Consider the following 19,529-nt stretch of genomic DNA (forward strand, 5'->3'; position numbering starts at 1 on the left):
GCGCCCTGAGCGCCCGCCCGATCAAGCTGAACGACTGCCCCCGCGCCGGCGTCTCCAGATCTCATCCTGCTGAGCTGGAGAGAACCCGTTGGGGTTGGGGGCGGGCTGTCCGGCGAGGGAAGACTGTGGGCGCCCCGCCGCCTTGTCCGGTTCTCAGGCGGGTTCGCGGCCCAGGGAGGTGGCGCGCCGGTAGTACTCGTAGAGGCCGTCGAAGATGTGGTTGGCGACGGTCATGGTGTGGGTGTCGTCGCCGGTCATGGACAGGCCACGCAGGACGACGTCGAGGCCGGGGGCTTCGGGGGCGTCGAAGCGTTCGTCGTCGATGTCGGCTTCGTGGACGATGTCCGCGATGCGTCGCAGAGCGGGGTCGTCGGTCAGGTGGTGGACGCGCAGGATGCTCTCGAAGCTGCAGTCGCCGTGGTGGTGTCCGAGTGCGGCGCCGCGCATGTCGAAGGGGGTGGCGTCGGCGGGGACGTGGGTGGGGTCGGTGACGAACACGAACTCGGCGTCGGGGTCGACGAAGCGGCGGATCAGCCAGGCGCAGGCGGCGCGGTCGATGTGGATGCCAGTGCGGGTGGCCCACTTCATGGGGTGCTCCCTTTCGTGGTGTTGGCGGGGTGCAGGGCGTTGACGGCTTGTTCCGCCGCCTGCCGGTCGGGTGGGGGGAAGTAGTCGCGGCGCTGGATACGTCGCAGTTCGGCGCGCAGCCTGGTCAGCGCGCGCCGCCGTTCGGCGTCGTCCCCCTCGCGGGCGGCTTCGGCCTCGGTGTGCACCTGCTGGTACTCGGCGGCGCGGGCCTGTGCCATGGCGTCGATGAGCTGCTGTTCGTCGCCGGCGGTGGACGGGTGGGCGATCCACACGGTGGCGGTGCCCCCGGAGTCGGTGACCTCCTCGGCGATCCATTCCAGCTGCTCACGGGTGCGGGCGTCGGCGGGAAGCGCGATGAGGCCGTCGCTGATCTGCGCGACGCCCAGGCGCTTGAGCTTGCGCCACACGGTGATACGCGGGGTGGAAGGTTCCCGGGGCAGGCGGTAGGAGAGCAGCACCCACTGCCGCTGCTCGGTGTCCGGGCCGCTCACGCGAGGAGGCCAGGGGCTTTGGGCGCGTCCGGCGGCTGCAATGAGCTGTTCATGCCCATCCCTCGAGATTCACCTTCCTTCGACCCGAAGTCCAATGTAACCATGGTTACATGGTAGTGGGCGGGGTGGGTGACGCGGTCGCGTACGCCCAGGCCGTCCGGACCCCGGCCGTCTCGTGCGGCTTGATCAGGACGGAAAGGGAGTGCCGGTGACCGCCACCGACCAGCCACCCAGCCCCCGGGCCCGAGCCGACCGCGGCGGCGTCGGTGGGGACGTGATCTCGCTGCGGCAGGCGACCCGCGCCTGGTTCGCCATCTCCTGGCAGACCTTCGGCGGCCCCGCCGGTCAGATAGCCGTGATGCAGCGGGCCCTGGTCGAGGACAAACGCTGGATTGGCCAGCAGCGGTTCAACCATGCCCTGAGCTACTGCATGCTCCTGCCCGGCCCGGAAGCCCAGCAGCTCGCGATCTACACCGGCTGGCTCCTCAACGGCACCCGCGGCGGGCTGATCGCCGGCACCCTGTTCGTCCTGCCCGGCGTCCTCGCCCTGCTCGCCCTGTCCGCCCTCTACGTCGCCTTCGGCTCGACCGCCGCCGTCACCGGCGTGTTCGCCGGCCTGGCCCCCGCGGTGGTCGCCATCGTCGCCCAGGCCGTTACCCGGGTCGCCCAGCGCTCCCTGACCCACCCGCTACTCATCGCTCTGGCGGCGGCATCATTCGCGGCCCTGGCCCTGTTCTCGGTGCCGTTCCCCGCGATCATCGCTGCCGCTGCCCTCGCCGGCTGGCTCATTGGCCGGTACAAGCCCGACGCCCTCAAACCCGCAGGCGGACACGAGGCCGACAGCGGACCCGCTCCGCTGATCCCTGACGACGCGCTCCACCACGAGCAGCCCAGCCGCCGCCGCACCTGGCGCTTCCTCGCGATCGGCCTGCTCCTGTGGGCTGTCCCCGTGGCCGTAGTCGCCCTCCTGACAGGCGTCGGGAGCGTGTTCACCACGCAGGGTGCGTTCTTCTCCGGCACTGCGCTGGTCACCTTCGGCGGCGCCTATGCAGTCCTGGCCTACGTCGCCCAGCAGGCCGTGCAGACCTACGGCTGGCTCACTCCGAAGGAGATGGTCAGTGGCCTGGCCCTGGCCGAGACCACCCCGGGGCCGCTGATCATGGTGGTGCAGTTCGTCGCGTTCCTCGGCGCCTACCGCGACCCCGGCACCCTCGACCCCTGGGCCGCGGCCCTGCTCGGCGCCCTGCTCACCACCTGGGTCACCTTCGTGCCCTGCTTCCTGTTCATCTTCCTCGGCGCCCCCTACATCGAGCGCCTGCGCGGCAACCGCCGCATCTCCGCCGCTCTGACCGGCATCACCGCGGCGGTCGTCGGCGTCATCGCCAACCTCGCCCTTTACTTCGCCGAACACGCCCTCTTCACAGACGTGGACGAGAAGGCTTTCGGGCCGGTGACCCTCGCCCTGCCGGACCTGGCCACGCTGCGCCCCGCCGCCCTCGCGATCACCGTGATCGCGGCGCTGCTGATTTTCAAAATCCGGTGGAGCGTCCTGCGCACCCTCGGTATCTGCGCCGTCCTCGGATTGAGCGCCGTCCTGGCCGGGCTCCCCGGTATCTGAGCCGCCGACCGGGGAAGCGCGGTCTCGGCTCTCGCGAGGCAGGGGGTCCGCTGCCGTCCCTTCCGCCGCGCCGGTGCCGGCAGGCCGCGGACCCCGGCCAGGACCCGCTTGCCGGCGCTCGCCGCGTCCAGCGCCTTCGACTCGCCCAGCAGCGACAGGACCGGACGCACCGTCGCGTACCGGTTCGCGAGCGCGGCTTGTATCGCGACCTCGGTCGAGCCCTCGTCCTCGGGCACCAGCAAGACCACCGTGGCCGCGGCCGTCATCACGGCCGCGCGCGGGGCGACTTCCTCGAGCGCAGCCCACAGCGCGGCCACGTCCGGGTCCGCGCCCTGCTCCTCGACCAGCTCCAGCTCCTCGACCAGCACCTCCGCCGCCCGTGCGAGTGTGCGCGACGCCTTCTCCGACTGCGGCAGCGTCGGCAGCCGCTCCTTCTCCGTCTTCCGCTTCGCCGTGCCCAGGAAGCCGCCATCCGGTTCGGCGGGACCTGCGACATCTCCAGCCGCCCCAGCCGGAACGAACCGATCTCGTCCACCCGCTCCAGCGCGCGGGCGAACGCCGTACCCGTCGTCCGCGCCGGCGGCCGGTGCAGCCGCTCCAGCTCCGAGAACCGCGAGTCCTCCGGTGCCTTCAGCCGTCTTCAGCCTCGCCATCAGGTCCCCGGCAGCGCGGGGTCCGCTCGCCGCGCGGCCCCGCGACCGTGGCGTGCAGCCGCTTCTCCGCGACCTTCCGCGCCTGCGACACCGGCCGGGCCGGCGCCGACACCCCGGGCAGCAGCATCCGGTGACGGCACAGCCAGCCCACCGCCTGGGTGAACAGCGCCGCCGGCCCCTCGGCGTGCGTCCAAGCCCGGCCGTGCAGGGGCGTGCGGAACCGTCGCGACCACTCCGCGTCCTCGTACTCGTGGTGCTCGTACGCCGTCTTCGGCCGTCCGATGTACCGCTTGACCGCCGACGCATCTTCGATGCCGAGCTGCGCGCCAGGTGCTCGACTACCGGCCACGGCACCGCGAGCGGGTCCTCCAGGAACAGGCCGACGTACCGGACCGCGCACATCTGGAGCGCGAGGCCGAGCCGGTGGTGCGAGGAGCGGCGCAGCGCGATCAGGTCGCGGTCGACACCGTCCGGGAAGAAGAATCGCTCCAGCTCGGGCCTCGTCGGTTCCTCGCCGAGCGTCCCGTACACCTCGGCCTGCTCATCGGTCAGAAACTCCACCGGCACGAGACGGACCGCGGCCAGCCCCGGAGCGGGTCCGGGGGCATTTCACCGAACCCCAGCGGAGCCCCCGACCGGTGTGCTGGTCGACCGTGATCGTTCTCGGCGCCGACCGCTGTACCGGTGTTCCCCGAGGCCGATGTAGAAGCGGATGGGGTCGATGACCCTGGCCACTGCCGGTGCCACAACCACCTCAACAGGACCAGCTCCATCGCGTCGGCCGGATGCCGGGCTGCGGAGATGTCCTTCGCCGGTGTCAGGGGAGGTTCGGCGATGCCGTGGTGGTGTCGTCCGGGGTGATGGTCAGCCCGTACCGGTCAACGCTCGGCCGGCCGGCCGCTTCCCATGACCGGTGGGCGGCCCCCACCTCGTTCCACGGTCGGCGCTTCGGCCAGTTGCACCGCCGCCTGCTCGCCGAGCTGCACGCGGCCGACGAGCCGGACTGGTCCAGGACTTGCGTGGATGCGTCCCACATCCGCGCGAAAAAGGGGAGCGAGGCCACCGGCCCGTCGCCGGTCGACCGCGGAAAGACGGGCAGTGAGCACCATCTGGTCTGCGACGGTAAGGGCACCCCGTTCGAGACCATCACCACCGCGGCCAACGTCAACGACGTCACCCAGACCCTGGCCCCGGTCGACGGCATCCCGCCCGTCGCCGGCAAGCGGGGCCGACCTCGCCGTCGGCCGCCGCCCTGCTCGGCGACAAGGGGTACGACAGCAACCCCAACCGCCGTGAGCTGCGCAAGCGTCGCATCCTGCCGGTGATTTCCCGCAAGGGTGCCTTGAGCATCAAGGGCCTGGGCAAACTCCGCTACGTCGTCGAGCAGCCCTCCTCACTGCACCACTTCAAACGCCTTGCCGTCCGCTGGGGAAGACGTCTCGACCTGCATGAGGCCCTCGTCTCCCTCGCCGGTGGCCTCCTCTGCCGGAGACGCCTCAAGAAAGCCAACCGTGATCATGCGTGAGCGACAGCGGGAGATGGCTGGCGAGGGCCGACGGCGGTATGGCCGTCCGCTGTGCTCCGGTAGGTTGCGGCGGGAAACGCGACTCCCGTTGAAGGACAGTTGAAGGGCACACGATTTGAGCACGCTGGAAGCGGTCGAGGTGCCACAGTCCCTGTCGGTGTCGTACGCCGGCCGCTTCGGCGAGGCAGGAAGAACCTGGATCGCCGGACTGCCCGCCCTCGCCGCTGAATTCCTGGACCGCTGGGAGCTGAGACGGGACGGCGCGGTCGGAGCCGGGGAAGCCTCGCTGGTGCTGCCGGTGCTGCGTAAGCACGGCACGCGCGCGGTCCTCAAACTGCAGATGCCCAGAGAGGAGACCACCGCCGCACTCATCGGACTGCGTACCTGGAACGGCGACGGGATGGTGCGGCTGCTCGACCACGATCCCGAAAGCAGCACCATGCTGCTGGAGCGGCTGGACGCTGCCCGCACGCTGTCCTCGATCGAGGACGACGACGTTGCGATGGGCATCCTTGCCGAGCTTCAGGCCCGGCTGGTCCGCGTCCCCGCACCGCAGGGACTGCGCAGCCTCAGCGACATCGCCACTGAGATGCTGGAGAAGGTTCCCAAGGCGGTCGCGGCTCTGGCCGATCCGGCAGACCGGCAACTCCTGCGCGGCTGGGCGTCGGCGGTGGCCGAGCTGGTCGGCGAGCCCGGAGACCGGATGCTGCACTGGGATCTGCACTACGACAACGTTCTCGCCGCGCAGCGTGAGCCATGGCTCGCCATCGATCCCGAGCCGCTGGCCGGGGACCCCGGCTTCGACCTCTGGCCCGCCCTGGACAGCAGGTGGGACGACGTCGTCGCGAAGAACGACGCCCTGCGCGTAGTGCGGCGCCGCTTCGACCTGCTCACCGAGGTCCTCGGCCTGGACCGCGCACGCGCGACCGGTTGGACGCTCGGGCGGTTGCTGCAGAACGCGCTATGGGACATCGACGACGGCGAGACCTCTCTGGCCCCGTCCTCCGTCGTGATCGCGAAGTCGCTGCTCAACCGGTGACCCTGCCCCCGTTGGAAGATGATGATCCGCTGCCGGGTATTCATCCCTGCCGAACGGCCGGATCCTCACACCTGCCAGACGCGACCGGAAAAGCTCAGCAAGATCGTGTTAAGGGTCCCAAGAGGGCATTCTCGGCGCGGGGCGGGTCCTCACCGAAATGGCTCAAGGGCCATGTGGTCTTGCTGGCCGCAGTGGGCATGTATCGGCGAAATCCTGGCGGCTCGTGGGCCTTCTGTCGCCGCGTGTTCCGCCGCTTTCCGCTCGGTAAGAATCGGCTGTTCCGGTTCGTGCTCCTCGAAGGGCTCGGGATGAGGCGTGCTGTCCAAGAGACGAAGCTCGTCACTGTCTGGGATCAGCGTGACGGCGAGATGGCCGTCAGTGCGAGGGTCGCGGTATTCGTGCCTTTCGGAGGTGGAACCGGGACTGGGAAGGGCTGGCGTCTTTGAGTCGGTCCATTGCTCATCACCGAGTGCTGCTTGCCATGCCTCACCGGTTTTGCGCAGGTTGCGTCGAAGACGACGTGCCGCTCCAGTCGCTACCGGCACCTCAGCGCGCCAGGGGTTTCCCTTCGAAGGGGCATGGCGAAGACAGTGGTCCTCGATCGCGGCGCCAAGCTGCCGCGGTGCGCCCGGTAGGACGTCGATGATCTTCTCCAGGCGGCGTTCGGTCCCCGCCTTCGCTCCGCGGCTCGCTGTGTCGACCTCGCCCGTCCGTGACAGGACGGTCACCGGAAGCCCCGGCATCCGTACGTAGGCCAATGACCATGCTGCGGCCAGGCCCGCCAGTGCGGTCGCAGCCGGCGCCGTACCGATCATCCGGCGCTGTACCTGCGATCCTGCTCCTCTTGCCGTGCCGAGACCCTCTCAGGCTCGTGACCGAGGACTGCGAGTCTGCCCGGAGGGCAACCGGAGAACCCGGCTGACGGACCGGGAACCAGATGGCGGACATGGCCCATCCGGTGATCCGGAAGGGTTTCCGCGTGTACCGCGGCCGACTCTCTTCGAGAGTTTTCCGTGCGTTATGAAGTGACTGTCCCGGCTGCGGCTCGAAGCGGTCCACCGGCATCCTTGTCTGCGGAACCACAGGCTTCCAACAGAGCCGTTCAGTGCGAAATCCTGCCTGTGGGGCCGTTGCCGATTCCGTCGGAGGAAGTAGCGCCGTCTGCGGAATTGATGATGCGGGGGCCTGACGCGCTTGGAGGGTGATCGGACTTCATCGCTTTGACTTCACTTTTGAGGATGCGGGCCGACTTGCCCGCGGAACGAGCTAGCTCGGGAAGTTTCTTAGCACCGAATATGACGATAACGACGATGATGAGGATGGCTGTCTCGCCGATTCCGAGCATCGTGACCCTTTCCGGGGGATTTGTGCGAGGCAGGAGCCGTTCACGGTCCCGCCTGTTACAGGTGGGGGGTGATCGACGGCATCAGGTCCTGGAAGGTGCGGCCGTTGGCCGCGGTGCCCAGGGCGGTCATCTGCCAGCCGCTGCCCTGGCGGTGGACCTTGGCCATGATCTGCGCGGTGTACTGGCCGCCGCCGGTGAGGGTGTAGCGCGCCAGTTCCTGGCCGTTGGTCTCGTCCACCAGCCGGCAGAAGGCGTTCTGCACCTCGGCGAAGGTCTGGCCGGTGAAGGAGTTCACCGTGAAGACGATCTGGTCGATGTGGACCGGGACCCGCTGGAGGTCCACCAGGATCGCCTCGTCGTCACCGCCCTGCCCGGCGCCGCCGACGAGGTTGTCGCCGGTGTGCCGCACGGAGCCGTCGTCGCTCACCAGGTGGCGGAAGAAGACGACGTCCACGGGCTGCTGTCCGGCGAAGAGCACGGCCGAGGCGTCCAGGTCGATCTCCTGGGTGCGCCGGCCGAACAGACCGCGGCGGGGAGCCGCCTGCCAGCCGAGTCCCATCCGCACCGCGGTCAGGGCGCCCCCGTCGGACTTCTGCAGGTTGATCGCCTGTCCCTTGGACAAGTTGACCGTCACGTGTCGCCTCTTCTCGGTGGGTGTGGCACGGATGGGTTGTGCACTCGGTGCGGGGTGGCGCGGGCCGCCGACCCCCGGGCCGGTGTGGCCGGGACCGGTGGGGCCCGGGTCGGGGCGCGCCGTCGGTGAAAGCTCCGCCGGTTCCGGAACGGGGGCGGGGTGCGGCTGCCGGAGCCGGTCGTGGAGGAGGGGGTGGATACCGCGTGTCAGGAGGGCCCTGCCGCCGGGATCCGCGAAGCCGCCATGGTTCGGCTTCTGGGCCCGGGCGGTTTCCGACGATGAGGAGCGGTGGTGGGCGGCGGTGGACAGAAGGCAGGCGACGCCGACCACTATCGAGACCAGGGCGACGACCACGGCGGTGCGTCCTGCCCCCATCAGCGCGTCCGCGAGGGCTTCGCGGGGGCTGCCGAGGCTTGCGCCGTAGCCGAGAGCGAGGAGGAGCGCGGCCGCGATCGAGGAGAGGGCCGGTGTGAGGACGACCACTGCCGTCAGGAAATCGTGTCCGCCGGTCGGCGTTGTGCTCCCGGTGGGCGCCTTCCGGGATTCCGCCCCGACGGTTCCGCACCCTTCGAGGTGCGCCTGGTACTCGACGGCGGCTGCCGCCGCGCTGGTGTGCCTCTCCTCCATGGCCTGGTCACGCAGGTGGCGTGTGGTGAGACCTCCTGTGGCCTGGTGTACCGCGCGACGGATGCCCGCGCTGCGCAGGACCTGGTGCACGAGTTGCTCGAACGCGGGTTCGCTCTCTGTCCGTAGGTGCGCCGGCGGGATCATGGACGGTTCCTCGGCGGAGTGGTCCGGCGCTGTGGTACGGCTTCCGGGCCGGAGCTCACGGCGCCTCTCGCGGGGTGTGTTCGGCGGCTTGTTGCCCGGACAGGGCCTGTTTCCGGAATCCGACGCGACCTCAGACGCTCACCCCGAAGTCCTGCGCGATGCCGCGCAGGCCGGAGGCGTAGCCCTGGCCGATGGCGCGGAACTTCCACTCCGCGCCGTGGCGGTACAGCTCGCCGAAGACCATGGCGGTCTCGGTGGAGGCGTCCTCGCTCAGGTCGTAGCGGGCCAGCTCGGTGCCGCCTGCCTGGTTGACCACGCGGATGTAGGCGTTGCGGACCTGGCCGAAGCTCTGCCCACGGGTCTCGGCGTCGTGGATGGAGACGGGGAAGACGATCCTGTGGATGTCGGCGGGAACGGCGGCGAGGTTCACCTTGACGATCTCGTCGTCGCCCTCGCCCTCGCCGGTGAGGTTGTCGCCGGTGTGCTCCACCGAGCCGTCGGGGCTGGTGAGGTTGTTGTAGAAGACGAAGTGCCGGTCGGAGGCGACCTTCCCCGAGGAGTCGCAGAGCAGGGCGCTGGCGTCCAGGTCATAGTCGGCGCCAGTGGTGGTGCGCACGTCCCAGCCCAGGCCGACGAGGACCGCCTTCAGGCCCGGTGCCTCCTTGCTGAGTGAGACGTTGCCGCCCTTGGACAGGGACACTCCCACGCTTTCCTCCTGTTTGCCGCATCGGTTCGCCGGGCTGTCCGCCGACGGCTGCCATTGTAAATCTACAATAGTGTAGAAGAAGCGTGAGTGTCGATCGGGTTGCCGTCCGCTTACGATGTACGGCCGGCCCGGGCGATGCGACGGGGCCGGGGCTGGAGGGAGACGGCAGGGTGGAGCAGGAGGAGACCGGGCAGCCGCGGCGGCCCCGTGCGCGCCGCCGCGGTCAGGGGGAGCTGGAGGTGCAGGTGCTCTCGGCGTTGTGTGAGGCGCCGGGGCCGGTGGACACCGCCTGGGTGCGTGAGCGTCTCGGTGGCGATCTGGCGTACACCACGGTGATCACCATTTTGACTCGGTTGCTGGCCAAGGGTGCGGTGGTGCGGGAGAGGGTGGGGCGTTCCTTCGTGTGGTCGCCGACGGCGGACGAGGCGGGGCTGGCGGCGCTGCGCATGCGGCGGGTCCTGGACGGGGAGAGTGACCGTCAGGCGGTGCTGGCGAGTTTCGTGACCTCGTTGCCGCCGGGGGACGAGCGGCTGCTGCGGGAGTTGCTGGAGCGGGCCGAGGAGCCGGAGGACTGACGCGGTCCTCGCGGCCTGTGCGCGGACGTTGTGGACGCGCCGCCGGGCGGAGCGGGCGCTGTTCGCGCACGAGCGGGCGCATCTGGCCGGCCGGCACCACCGGTTCCTGCTGACGGTGCAGTTGGCGGCGCGGGCGAATCCCTTCCTGCGGCCGTTGCGGACCGCGGTGTCCTGCACGGCAGGGCTGGCGGCCTGGACGGCCGCGGCGGGGACCACCGTCTCGGCGCTGTCCTCGGCGAACTCGGCCGTCACCCTGTTCCTCGTCCCGAAGGCGGCCACCCCGCTGTGGAAGCGTCGCGGGCGCCCGGGGTGGTCACTGCTCGCTTCGGGCAGTCGCCCCGGGGGCAGGCGGGTTCAGCGGCCCTTGAGACGCTCGACGGCTGCGACGCCGCCGGCGGCCAGGGCGATCTGGATGGCGAGTTCGATCCAGTCGACGCCGCTGGTCTCCGCCACCCCGAGCCCCGCGGCGATGGCGGTGCCGACCAGGGCGGCGAGGATGCCGACTCCGATGGTCAGCAGGACACCCGTGTGCTGACGGCCCGGCAGGGCCAGTCGCCCCAGGACGCCGATGACGATGCCGATCGCGATTGCGCTGATGAGGCCGGAGATCTCCATGCCGTTCCTTCCGTGGTGCGGTTCGCTGTGCGTGTGCCTGCTCCCGGCGTGCCCGATGTGCGCGGGGCGGCGGCAGGCTGCTTACAGGTCGAACTCGTGGGGCGGCAGATCGAGGGCGTAACAGGCTTCGCGGACCACGGTCCGCTCGGTGGCGTCGAAGTCGCCGTCGGCGCCGCCGATGACGATGCCGATCTGGATCACCGCGCGGGCCTCGGCGGGCTTCTTCCTGGCCTTGGCGACCTCCTGCATCACGCTCACCCTGCCCAGTTCGAAGTCGGCGGTCAGCGTGTTCAGGTGGGCGTCGAAGCGGCGCTGGAGGTCCTCCGCGGGAAAGTTCCGCAGGACCTCGTTGTTGGTGATCAGATGGGTGACGCGCCGGCGCTCGGCCGGGTCGATCGTGCCGTCCGCCGCCGCGACGAGCGCGCACATCGCCATGGAGGCGTCTCGGAAGGCGCCGCTTTTGAGGTCGTTCCTCTTCGCCTCCAGCTGGGCCTGCATCGTCTGGGCGGATTCCTTGATGCGATCCCACAGGGCCACGGCAACTCCATACGTCGTTCGGGTCCGGGCCGCGCGGATGCGACCCGGACCCAGAGTATCTTCTACACATATGTAGAAGCAAAGGGTGTCCTACGCGTCCTCGTCGCCCTCGTCCTCGAAGGCGTCGCCGATCTCGTCGACGACCTCGGCGGCCACGAGTCCGCCGGCCACGCCGACGGCCAGCCCGGCCGCGCCCGCGGCGACGGCCGTTCCCATGCCGGGGCCGGAGCGGTGGCCGTCGTGGTGCTCGCTGTGGTGGTGGCCGTAGTCGTCCTTGCGGGCGTACCCCTCGCCGTAGGGGCCGGGCTGCCCGTAGGGGGCCGGGGCGGCGAGGTGGCCGCGGTGGGCGGCCAGTTGGCGGATCCAGGCATCGACGACGGCGCTCCAGTCGCGGTGCGCCGCGCCCTCGTGGCTGACGGCATGGCGGTTGAGGGCGTCGTGGCCGCCGGAGAAGAAGCCGCCGGGCTTGTCGGCCTCCAGCACCACCTCCATCCCGCCGGGGCCGGCCAGGAAGGTCACCTCCAGTTCCCGCATGGCGTGCGCGTACTGCGGGGCGGGGGTGAGCTCGATCTCCTGGTAGAAGGGGAGGGTCTGGCCGGTGCCGCCGATGTGCCCGTACTCCAGGTCGGCCGACTTGAAGCCGAAGCCGAGCTGCCCGAGTGCCTCCAAGATCGCCTCCTGCACCGGCAGCGGGCCGATCGTCAGGGGGTCCAGGTCGCCCTTGTCCCTCGCGCCGGCCACCGCCAGTTCGGTGCGTACCCCCAGGACGATGCCCAGGGGCTGGCCGTGCAGCTCGGTGACGGGCGTCTCCCACGGCAGCGCCACGGTGAACGGAACCGCGCGCTGTTCGCCTTCGGTCAGGCGGAAGCCGCCGGCGACGGTGAAGCGCTCGAAGGCGACAGCTCCCTCCGACTCGCCTCCTTCGTGCTCGGCTTCGACGCGGGCGACCAGTTCCAGGGTGATGTGGTCGATGTCGAAGTCGGCGCTGCCTCCTTGGAGGTGGACCTGACCGGTAAGGCTGCCGCCGGGCAGGAAGGGGCCGGGATCGAGGACCGTGTCGACCGTGGGCCCGCCCATGCCGAGCGAGCCGAGCAGCCGTTTGAACACCATGGTGGCGTTCTCCTTCGCGTGTGCGTGTGCATGAGTACGCGGCGGACGAGGATCCCCTCGCCCGGTGCCGCGCGGTTGTGGAGTTACTTCGCCGCGGTGTCCAGCGCGGCCAGGGCCTGGGCCCAGCGGACGTACTTCAGGCCGGCCAGGTCGGCCACGGTCTTCACGCCGAACGCCTGGTCCAGCAGCTCGCCGTCGCGGTCGGAGACGCCCTTCAGGGCGGAGACGGGTGCGCTCATGATCTCCGGCAGGGCCTTGTCCGCCCATGCCTTGTCCAGCACCTTGTCCAGGTCGATCGAAGCCACGTGTGCCCTCCCAGGCTGACGATGCGCGGATGGGGTGGCAGGGCCGGCCGCTCCGCGGCGCGCAGTGGCCGAGTCCGCGTCCGGTTGCTCGCTCCGGCTGCTCGACCGCTCTTCGCGGACGGAGTGTCGCCCGTCACGCCGTATCTCTCGGGCGAGACGTGTACGCCTGCCAGTGGCCGGGAATATCCGTGGCCACTCCCTCGTCTTCTCTACAAGACTGTAGAAGTATAGGGGGTGCGGAACCCCGCTCGGTACACATTCGCGCAGCCGGTCGGGGGAAGTCCGAAAACAGTCCTTCGAGGGCCCCTCGCCCTTGCGGGCAAGGGGCCCTGCGCCGTCTTCGCGGCGGCGCGGGGAGACCTTCGACAGGTGCACCGGGCTCACCGGAGCCTCCGGGGAGACGCAAGGAGTGCCCCCGCCGTGGGTGAACCTCCTCATGCCGGCCGTGCCGCGCTCCTGCCCGGATCGAGTGAGGGAGGGGTGGCATGGCGGCCGAGGCCCTGCTGCCTCCGCGTGCCCTGGCGTGCGCGCTCTTCGATGCAGCCGAGTTCTCCCTGGCCATCGTCGCGCGGGAGGTCGGAGCGGGCGGGGCCCGGTAGGGGAGCGCGGTGTGGTCTCGCCGACACGCTCCCGCAGCGCCGGCGCAGGGAGTGCGCCATGGCCGTGGTCATCGGCGAGTACGGCGGCGCCGCCGCGAGGGTCGTCGTCGAGGTCGGCTGTGAGTGAGATCTTCTGGAGACCCTGGCCTGATCCCCGCCCCCGCCGCCGATGACGGCCGCGCTTCTCGGAAGAGGCCGACGCCGTCGTCCGCCTCGACCGGCCGGAACGCACCGTCACTCGTTTGGGCTGCGGCTGCTTCCGTATGCCGGCCATCGGCTCGGGACGCTGTGCCGGGCTGTCTGCGCCTCAAGGAGGGTGCCCTCGGCGTCGTCGACCGCCACAAGCTCTTCTCCCGTGCCACCTCGCACGCGGTGACCCGCGTTGGGGCCGTGGTGTGTCCCCTTTGGCAGTGCCCTGGCCATGATGCGCGAACAGCACCCACCTGGCCGCTGTCACCGGCGAGCGGGATGTCGCCCTCGGTTTCGTCGCCGTGGGGGATGCCCTGCCGAACTCGTCGGCTCCACGCCCTGGCGGGTGCACAGGTCAGAAGCGCCTGTGCAGGCCAGAGTCTGTTCCGCCCGGCGCGACGCGATGGCGTAGGCCGGCCGTCAAAGCACAAGCCCCGAGTGTGAAGGGGGCGCGGTGCCGGAGCCAGGGGAGCGCGGCGTTGTGCGGCCGGCTCCGCCGCACAGCTCGGCAGCCGATCGGCCGGCACGGCACGCTCGACCATGAGGAAGCCCGTTTGAGGAAGGGCTTCCCGGGCCACTGGAGAGAGCAGGGCGCTCCGTGCGCCTCGCGCCGCCGGTGCCGGCGTGTCAGGAATGTCTTCACCCGGGAGATCCGATGAAATGGCTTGTGTGGTTGCTGCTGATCGCCGTTGTGCTGGCAGTCCTGGGGTTGGTGGTCAAGGCGCTGAAGTGGATGCTGATCATCGCTGCTGTGGTCTTCGTTGCGGGCCTGGTCACCGGATGGGTGAAACAGCGTAAATGACAGACCGCAGACGCGGGCTTGACAGGACGCTGCTTACGCGCTTGGGATACCGGATCTGAAGCCGAGGTGCAGGTCGCGTGAATTTTCCTGCCTCGGCATTTTTCTGCAGTCATTACGAATTCGCGGCGATTCACTGACCGCTTCCTTGCGGCGCGCTGACTCGGTTCCGGCCCCCAGGGGCGCGCCCGCCGGCGGAGCCGGAGTCGCCTCCCGCGCGCCGACGGCCAGGCTCCGGATGAGGTGGTGGGTCGGCGGCGCCGTGGTGAAGCCGGAGGATCGTTACGAGCCACCAAACCGACCCTCCCTTCTACAGATGTGTAGAGTATGGGTGGTCGGCGTGACCGGTTGCCTGCCGGAGAGGAGGTGCCGACATCTCCGCGGAACAGTCGGACGGCTCTCGTCCCGCGTGCTTCCGGGCACCGGTGGGCGGGAGTCGTGTTCCCCGCGCTTGTCCGCTTCGGCAGAGGGCCTGGCCGTGAGAAGCAGGGCGGAGGTAGGGCATGGGATGGGGGCTGCTGCTCTTGGTGGCGGTTGCGCTCGGAGTGCTCGGGTGGACGGTGCACACACTGAGCTGGCTGCTGGTCGTAGCGGCAGTACTCCTGGCCGTCGGGCTGGTGAACGGCTGGGAGAAGTGGAGGGCATGAGGCTCTCACCCGGTGCCTCCGTGACCTGCGGTCGGGACTGTGGGGGTGCACGAACGGCAGCAGGACCGCGCTCCGGACCCGTGGCCGGACCCGGGTGCCGACCGGAATTCACCCCTCCACGAGCTCTCACCCCTGAGTGCGAGCGGCCGCAGCCATGATCACCACGAGCCGGAGACGCGGCACCCGCCGCGTGGTCAGTACCCAGACGGGGAGGGGAAGCGGTGCACCGCCCGGCATCCTGAGTGGCAGACCGACGAAACGAGCGCTCAGATCACCGGCATGTCTCTTCGCACCCGCCGTCGGTGCTGAACACCGTCCTCGGCCCTCATGCCAGTGCCCCGGGACACGAGGACCCTCAGCCGAGGTGTCGGCTGCCTCGTCGACGCCTGCTTTCTCCCTCAAGAGCGGTTCGCTTTACTCATTCGGCTTCAGGAGCTTTCACGGCAACGAGGGTCCGCGGAGATTCTCCCGGAAGAGCGAGACACCGCCGACGGAGTCCACGATGCCCAGAGGAACAGGAAGGATGCGGGAGTAGGTCCTTTGGACGGTCTGTGATGCGAGCCGTGCGGCGCGACGGGCGACCGGGCTCGCCGGCGGGGCGTGCCCATTACCACCTGCACGTCGGCCGCGGAGCACGGCCGTATCGTCTTGCGCACAAGTTCACCGAATTGAGGAGTCCTTCTTGCCAGCCCCTTCGCAGGGTCAGGTCAGCCATACCCGATCCACCGCCCACCCCGGGGGTGGTGAGCGGTGACCGCCTGGCTCGGTCTGCTTGCCGTCCTCGTGCTCACCTTCGGCACCGGGTACTTCGTTGCCCAGGAGTTCGCCTACGTCGCCGCCGACCGGCTCGCGCTGGAACGGGAGGCCGCCGCGGGTGACAGACGTGCTGCCCGCGCGGTGAAGGTGCTGGGCCGGCTGTCGTTCATGCTCTCCGGAGCCCAACTGGGCATCACCGTCACCGGCCTGGTCGTCGGCTTCCTTGCGGAACCGGCGCTCGCCGAGCTGCTGCGTCCGGTACTGACGGGCGTCGGGGTGCCGGAGGCCGCCGTGGGAGGGGTGGCGCTGACGGTCGCGTTCATCCTGGCCACCGCCCTGCAGATGGTCATCGGCGAACTGGCGCCCAAGAACCTGGCCCTGGCCGTTCCGGACCGGCTGGCCAAGGCTCTGGCTTCCTCCACCCTGCTCTACCTGAAGGTGACCGGTCCGCTGATCCGCGTCTTCGACAACGCCGCGAACAAGCTGCTGCGACGGGTCGGAATCGAGCCGGTGGAGGAACTCCACCACGGCGCAACGCTGGAAGAGGTCGGGCACCTCATCGAGGCCGCGCACGAACAGGGCCACCTGCCGCGGCACACGGCCGACCTCGTCGACCACGCCCTGGAGTTCGGCGACCGCAACACCGGCACGGTCATGGTGCCCCGAGTGGAGACCACCTTCGTCGCGGCGAACGCCCCGGCGACCGAGGTCATCGAGCTGATCGCGGCCCACGGCCACTCCACCTACCCCGTGCTCGGCGACCGCCCCGACGATGTCGTGGGCGTCGTCGGCGTGCGTGAACTCATGCGGCGTGACGCGGCCTCCATCGCGACGGCGACCGCCGGGGAACTGGCCCGTCCCGCCCTGCTGCTGCCCGAGACCCAGCCGCTGCCGGACGCGGTCGACCGGATGCGCGAGCGGGACGAGGAGTTCGCCGTCGTCCTGGACGAGCACGGCGGCCTCGCCGGAATCATCACCTTCGAGGACATCGCCGAGGAACTGGTCGGCGAGATCGCCGACGAGACCGACCGCCTGGCCGAGACAGCGGTGCCTGACGGCGACGGCTGGTGGGTCGACGCCGGCCGTCGGCTGGACGAGGTCGCCGAGGCCACCGGCATCCATCTGCCCGAGGACGAGGACTACGAGACGGTCGCCGGCCTGGTCATCGACCGCCTCGGCCGCTTCCCCACCGTCGGCGACCGCGTCACCCTCGCCCTGTCCACGCAGGACGGGCACGCGGCCATCGAGGTGCTCTCCCTGGACCGGCATGTACCCAAACGCGTACGACTGGCCTGCACCACCACCGACACCGACCGCGCCGGCCGGGAGAAGAACGCATGAGCCTGTGGACTGCCGCGCTGGTCACGGTCCTGCTGCTCGTGGCCAGCGGATTCTTCGTCGCCGCCGAGTTCGCCCTCGTCGCGGCCAAGCACCACCGTATGGAGCGCCACGCGGAGCAGGGCCGCAGAGGAGCGAAGTCGGCGCTCGCCGGGATGCGGGAGCTGTCCCTGATGCTCGCCGGTGCCCAGCTGGGCATCACCGTGGCCACCCTCGGCCTGGGCAGCATCTCCAAACCGGCCATCTCCCACCAGGTCGAGCCCCTGCTGGAGGCCGCCGGCCTGCCCGGTGAGCTGTCCTACGCCATCGCCTTCCTCTTCGCCATGGCGATCGTCGTCTTCCTCCACATGGTCGTCGGTGAGATGGCCCCCAAGTCCTGGGCGATCGCGCACCCGGAGCGGTCCGCGATGCTGCTCGCCCCGGCGTTCCGCGGCATCACGCTGCTCGTACGGCCGCTGCTGTGGATCCTCAACAAGATCAGCAACGGGTTGGTCAGGCTGTTCCGGGTCACCCCGCGCGAGGAGCTGGCCTCGGTCCACAACCGCGAGCAGCTCACCCACCTCATCACCGAGTCCCAGCGCCTGGGCCTGATCACCAGGAGCGAATCCGGCCTGCTGACCCGCTCGCTCACCGCGCCGCAGGAGCCGGTCGGCGCACTGATGGTCCCCGCCGACCGCGTCATCGCCGTCCCTGCCGACGCGGACGCGGACACCATCCTGGCCACCGCCTCCCGGCACGACCGCACCCGGCTGCTGGTGCTGGACGGCACCCGGGTCGTCGGCTCGGTCCACGCCCGCGACGTGCTGGTGGCCCGCAGCCGCGGCCGTGCGGCCACCGCCCGTGCCCTGGCTCGCCCGGTTCCCGAGCTGGAACCGCACGACACGGTCGCGGACGGCATCGAACTGCTCAGGCAGCGCCGCGCGACGCTGGCCGTCATCCGGGACGACCGGGGGAGCCTGTCTGGAATCGTGAGCCTGGACGACCTGATCGCCCGTCTGACCCACGCGGCGTGACCGTGCCGGTCGCCTCGCGGACGGAGCCCCGGCCGTGAGGCGACCCCGGCGCCGACACGTCTCCTGGAAGGTGCCGGGCGGGCCGGCCATCCCTCGCAGCCGGGCGCCCGTCCGTCGCCGTGCTCCGCCCCTCTGGTTCCCCGCCCGCCGCTGGCCTGCCTGAGCCGGACCGCGGTGATGGCGTGCTGGTCGACCCCGGCCACCTCGAAGGACCCCCCCGGCGACCTCGACGCGCTCCCCGGGCCACTGCTGCGGAACGTGCCCCGGCTCCGTCGGAATGAGCCCGGCGAGGGAGGTGTATCGGTCACGTCCTCAAACACCGGCCGCACGTCGCCTGCCCCTCCCCGTGCAACCGAGTCGCCCTGCTCCACAGGCCTGACCACTCCTCGATCAGGCGAGTCGGGTCGTCCTCGCGCCCGTGGCCTCGGCCTGGGCGAGCAGATCCAGCGAGGGCACCAGGACCAGCACACGTCCTGCTTGGAGTTCCCCCGTGCCGCAGGCGGCCATGGGGAGCCTTGCCGGTTCCAGCCGCCACGATCATCTGGGCCCACCACCCTCGCTCGGGAGGGGAGCGACTTTCGCCGTTCCGGCCGTCCAGCCTCCTCCCAGGGCAGGCTGCGCACCCTTCATCCGGTGTCGGCTGACGGAAGAGGTCCGGGGCGGTCGCTGTTCCGGCCGTGCCGCGGAGCGAGTGGTTGGCCGGGGAGTGTGCACGGTTCCGGCGGGGACGGCTCTCGCCGGAGCCCCGCCGGGTTCCTCGGTCATGCGGCGATGTGCCACTCCGTCTTGTGGGGTGGTGTGGTGCCTTCCTGCCCGCACCTGGTGTGACCGGTGACGACGGTCCGCAGGGCGCGGTGGCGTCCCTGCTCCAGCCACAGGTCGCGGTGGCGCGTGGAGGGGAAAAGCACATTCCATATCCCGACCCCCACCGCGAAGGCGGCGGGGATGGCGAGCAGCCACAGCATGATGCTGATCACAGCCGTACTCCCTCCGACAGGATCCTTCCTCCTTCCGCTCGACCCGTGCGCTTTCCGGCCGGGCCATCCCTGCGCCGCGGGACGGGTGCCGGAACCTTTGCGCATACAGCAGGAAACAAAATTGAGTCCCTCAGCGTCAAGTAGTGTGAACGAGGTAGTATGAGAAGTGTCCGGTCTGAGGATCGCGGGCCTTCTGTGGAGGTGATCGTGATGCGCACCGACCCCTTCCGTGAGCTGGACCGCCTGACGCAGCGGCTGCTCGGTGCCGAGGCAGCCCCCGCCGGGGTGCCCATGGACGCCTGGCGCGAGGGCGACGCCTTCTGGGTGCGCTTCGACCTGCCCGGCGTGAACCCCGACAGCATCGACCTCAGCGTCGAGCGCGACGTGCTGACGCTGAGGGCCGAACGCAGCCAGAGCGTAGGCGAGCAGGCCGAAGTCCTGGTCAACGAGCGCCCCGTCGGCACCTTCACCCGTCAGTTGTTCCTGGGCGAGGCGCTGGACACCGAGCACATCGACGCCGCCTATGACGCCGGAGTGCTGACCTTGCGGGTCCCGGCCGCCGAGCAGGTCAAACCCCGCAAGATCCCCCTGGCGACAGGAGGCGAGCGCCACCGGATCGAGCAGTGACCCCGGCGTCGGGCCGGATCTCTCCCGGCGTCCTGCGGCACCCGCCGCAGGACGCTCGTGTCTGCACCGTCC

Annotated in this window: 19 protein-coding genes and 2 pseudogenes; 10 read left to right on the plus strand and 11 right to left on the minus strand. The window is 70.2% G+C overall.

Going from position 1 to position 19,529, the window contains the following annotated elements; all coding sequences use genetic code 11:
• Positions 1 to 153 precede the first annotated feature (153 nt).
• Entirely contained in the window at positions 154 to 588 is a 435-nt protein-coding gene (locus QC029_RS11585) for a chromate resistance protein ChrB domain-containing protein (protein ID WP_279555500.1), read from the minus strand.
• Positions 585 to 1,079, minus strand: a complete 495-nt coding sequence (locus QC029_RS11590; RefSeq protein ID WP_279555501.1) for a Chromate resistance protein ChrB — start codon at positions 1,077 to 1,079, stop codon at positions 585 to 587. The genes QC029_RS11585 and QC029_RS11590 overlap by 4 nt, the downstream gene beginning before the upstream one ends.
• A 208-nt stretch (positions 1,080 to 1,287) precedes the next feature.
• Between QC029_RS11590 and chrA the strand changes: the two genes are divergently transcribed.
• Positions 1,288 to 2,697, plus strand: a complete 1,410-nt coding sequence (gene chrA, locus QC029_RS11595) for a chromate efflux transporter (protein WP_279555502.1) — start codon at positions 1,288 to 1,290, stop codon at positions 2,695 to 2,697.
• A 59-nt stretch (positions 2,698 to 2,756) separates the two neighbouring features.
• On the opposite strand, the pseudogene QC029_RS31190 reads toward chrA, so the two are convergent.
• Positions 2,757 to 3,917 (minus strand): annotated as a pseudogene (locus tag QC029_RS31190) (DUF4158 domain-containing protein); the annotation flags it as partial.
• 272 nt (positions 3,918 to 4,189) lie between these two features.
• Here QC029_RS31190 and QC029_RS11610 point away from each other — a divergent pair.
• The 3 genes from QC029_RS11610 to QC029_RS11620 all read left to right on the plus strand — a co-directional run bounded on the left by QC029_RS11610 (position 4,190) and on the right by QC029_RS11620 (position 5,914).
• Positions 4,190 to 4,675, plus strand: a complete 486-nt coding sequence (locus tag QC029_RS11610) for a transposase (protein WP_279555504.1) — start codon at positions 4,190 to 4,192, stop codon at positions 4,673 to 4,675.
• Positions 4,672 to 4,875, plus strand: coding sequence for a hypothetical protein (locus QC029_RS11615; protein WP_279555505.1), 204 nt, complete (start codon positions 4,672 to 4,674; stop codon positions 4,873 to 4,875). Before QC029_RS11610 ends, QC029_RS11615 begins: the two co-directional genes overlap by 4 nt.
• Before the next feature lie 115 nt (positions 4,876 to 4,990).
• A complete protein-coding gene (locus tag QC029_RS11620) occupies positions 4,991 to 5,914 on the plus strand; it encodes an APH(6)-I family aminoglycoside O-phosphotransferase (protein ID WP_279555506.1) in 924 nt (307 codons plus the stop codon).
• A gap of 1,102 nt (positions 5,915 to 7,016) precedes the next feature.
• Here the strand turns inward: QC029_RS11620 and tatA are convergent.
• The 3 genes from tatA to QC029_RS11635 form a co-directional block, all read right to left on the minus strand.
• Positions 7,017 to 7,259: a Sec-independent protein translocase subunit TatA gene (gene tatA / locus QC029_RS11625; RefSeq protein ID WP_279555507.1), complete on the minus strand. Its 243-nt coding sequence runs from the start codon at positions 7,257 to 7,259 to the stop codon at positions 7,017 to 7,019.
• 55 nt (positions 7,260 to 7,314) lie between these two features.
• Positions 7,315 to 7,893 (minus strand): TerD family protein, encoded by a 579-nt coding sequence (locus QC029_RS11630; RefSeq protein WP_279555508.1) that lies wholly within the window; start codon positions 7,891 to 7,893, stop codon positions 7,315 to 7,317.
• 901 nt (positions 7,894 to 8,794) lie between these two features.
• Complete coding sequence (locus tag QC029_RS11635; protein ID WP_279555509.1) at positions 8,795 to 9,370, minus strand: TerD family protein; 576 nt, start codon at positions 9,368 to 9,370, stop codon at positions 8,795 to 8,797.
• Between the two features lie 170 nt (positions 9,371 to 9,540).
• On the opposite strand from QC029_RS11635, the gene QC029_RS11640 reads away from it, so the two are divergent.
• Together QC029_RS11640 and QC029_RS11645 are read left to right on the plus strand one after the other, a co-directional pair.
• Positions 9,541 to 9,945: a BlaI/MecI/CopY family transcriptional regulator gene (locus tag QC029_RS11640; protein ID WP_279555510.1), complete on the plus strand. Its 405-nt coding sequence runs from the start codon at positions 9,541 to 9,543 to the stop codon at positions 9,943 to 9,945.
• Between the two features lie 52 nt (positions 9,946 to 9,997).
• Positions 9,998 to 10,231 (plus strand): annotated as a pseudogene (locus QC029_RS11645) (M56 family peptidase); the annotation flags it as partial.
• 68 nt (positions 10,232 to 10,299) lie between these two features.
• Here the strand turns inward: QC029_RS11645 and QC029_RS11650 are convergent.
• The 4 genes from QC029_RS11650 to QC029_RS11665 form a co-directional block, all read right to left on the minus strand.
• Positions 10,300 to 10,560, minus strand: a complete 261-nt coding sequence (locus QC029_RS11650; protein ID WP_279555511.1) for a GlsB/YeaQ/YmgE family stress response membrane protein — start codon at positions 10,558 to 10,560, stop codon at positions 10,300 to 10,302.
• A gap of 81 nt (positions 10,561 to 10,641) precedes the next feature.
• Positions 10,642 to 11,097, minus strand: coding sequence for a tellurite resistance TerB family protein (locus QC029_RS11655; protein ID WP_279555512.1), 456 nt, complete (start codon positions 11,095 to 11,097; stop codon positions 10,642 to 10,644).
• 90 nt (positions 11,098 to 11,187) lie between these two features.
• On the minus strand, positions 11,188 to 12,207 hold the full coding sequence (locus tag QC029_RS11660; protein WP_279555513.1) for a sporulation protein: 1,020 nt from the start codon (positions 12,205 to 12,207) through the stop codon (positions 11,188 to 11,190).
• Positions 12,208 to 12,290: 83 nt separating this feature from the next.
• Positions 12,291 to 12,512, minus strand: a complete 222-nt coding sequence (locus QC029_RS11665) for a hypothetical protein (RefSeq protein WP_279555514.1) — start codon at positions 12,510 to 12,512, stop codon at positions 12,291 to 12,293.
• A gap of 1,443 nt (positions 12,513 to 13,955) precedes the next feature.
• On the opposite strand from QC029_RS11665, the gene QC029_RS11670 reads away from it, so the two are divergent.
• From QC029_RS11670 to QC029_RS11680, 3 genes are all read left to right on the plus strand, one after another.
• Positions 13,956 to 14,102, plus strand: a complete 147-nt coding sequence (locus QC029_RS11670; protein ID WP_279555515.1) for a hypothetical protein — start codon at positions 13,956 to 13,958, stop codon at positions 14,100 to 14,102.
• Positions 14,103 to 15,496: 1,394 nt separating this feature from the next.
• On the plus strand, positions 15,497 to 16,843 hold the full coding sequence (locus QC029_RS11675; RefSeq protein WP_279555516.1) for a hemolysin family protein: 1,347 nt from the start codon (positions 15,497 to 15,499) through the stop codon (positions 16,841 to 16,843).
• A complete protein-coding gene (locus QC029_RS11680; protein ID WP_279555517.1) occupies positions 16,840 to 17,853 on the plus strand; it encodes a hemolysin family protein in 1,014 nt (337 codons plus the stop codon). Before QC029_RS11675 ends, QC029_RS11680 begins: the two co-directional genes overlap by 4 nt.
• A 761-nt stretch (positions 17,854 to 18,614) precedes the next feature.
• Here the strand turns inward: QC029_RS11680 and QC029_RS11685 are convergent.
• The gene (locus QC029_RS11685; protein WP_279555518.1) at positions 18,615 to 18,830 is read right to left on the minus strand and encodes a hypothetical protein; all 216 of its coding nucleotides are present in this window, start codon (positions 18,828 to 18,830) and stop codon (positions 18,615 to 18,617) included.
• A 204-nt stretch (positions 18,831 to 19,034) separates the two neighbouring features.
• On the opposite strand from QC029_RS11685, the gene QC029_RS11690 reads away from it, so the two are divergent.
• Positions 19,035 to 19,457, plus strand: a complete 423-nt coding sequence (locus QC029_RS11690) for an Hsp20/alpha crystallin family protein (RefSeq protein ID WP_279555564.1) — start codon at positions 19,035 to 19,037, stop codon at positions 19,455 to 19,457.
• Positions 19,458 to 19,529: the final 72 nt, after the last annotated feature.

Source organism: Streptomyces sp. DH37, assembly GCF_029813835.1.
In the GTDB taxonomy this organism is placed as follows: Bacteria; Actinomycetota; Actinomycetes; order Streptomycetales; family Streptomycetaceae; genus Streptomyces.

Excerpts from the sequence above, each read along its gene's own strand:
- QC029_RS11585 (WP_279555500.1), bottom strand. The coding sequence starts at position 588 with ATGAAGTGGGCCACCCGCACTGGCATCCACATCGACCGCGCCGCCTGC.
- tatA (WP_279555507.1), bottom strand. The coding sequence starts at position 7,259 with ATGCTCGGAATCGGCGAGACAGCCATCCTCATCATCGTCGTTATCGTC.
- QC029_RS11650 (WP_279555511.1), bottom strand. The coding sequence starts at position 10,560 with ATGGAGATCTCCGGCCTCATCAGCGCAATCGCGATCGGCATCGTCATC.
- QC029_RS11660 (WP_279555513.1), bottom strand. The coding sequence starts at position 12,207 with ATGGTGTTCAAACGGCTGCTCGGCTCGCTCGGCATGGGCGGGCCCACG.
- QC029_RS11670 (WP_279555515.1), top strand. The coding sequence starts at position 13,956 with ATGAAATGGCTTGTGTGGTTGCTGCTGATCGCCGTTGTGCTGGCAGTC.
- QC029_RS11680 (WP_279555517.1), top strand. The coding sequence starts at position 16,840 with ATGAGCCTGTGGACTGCCGCGCTGGTCACGGTCCTGCTGCTCGTGGCC.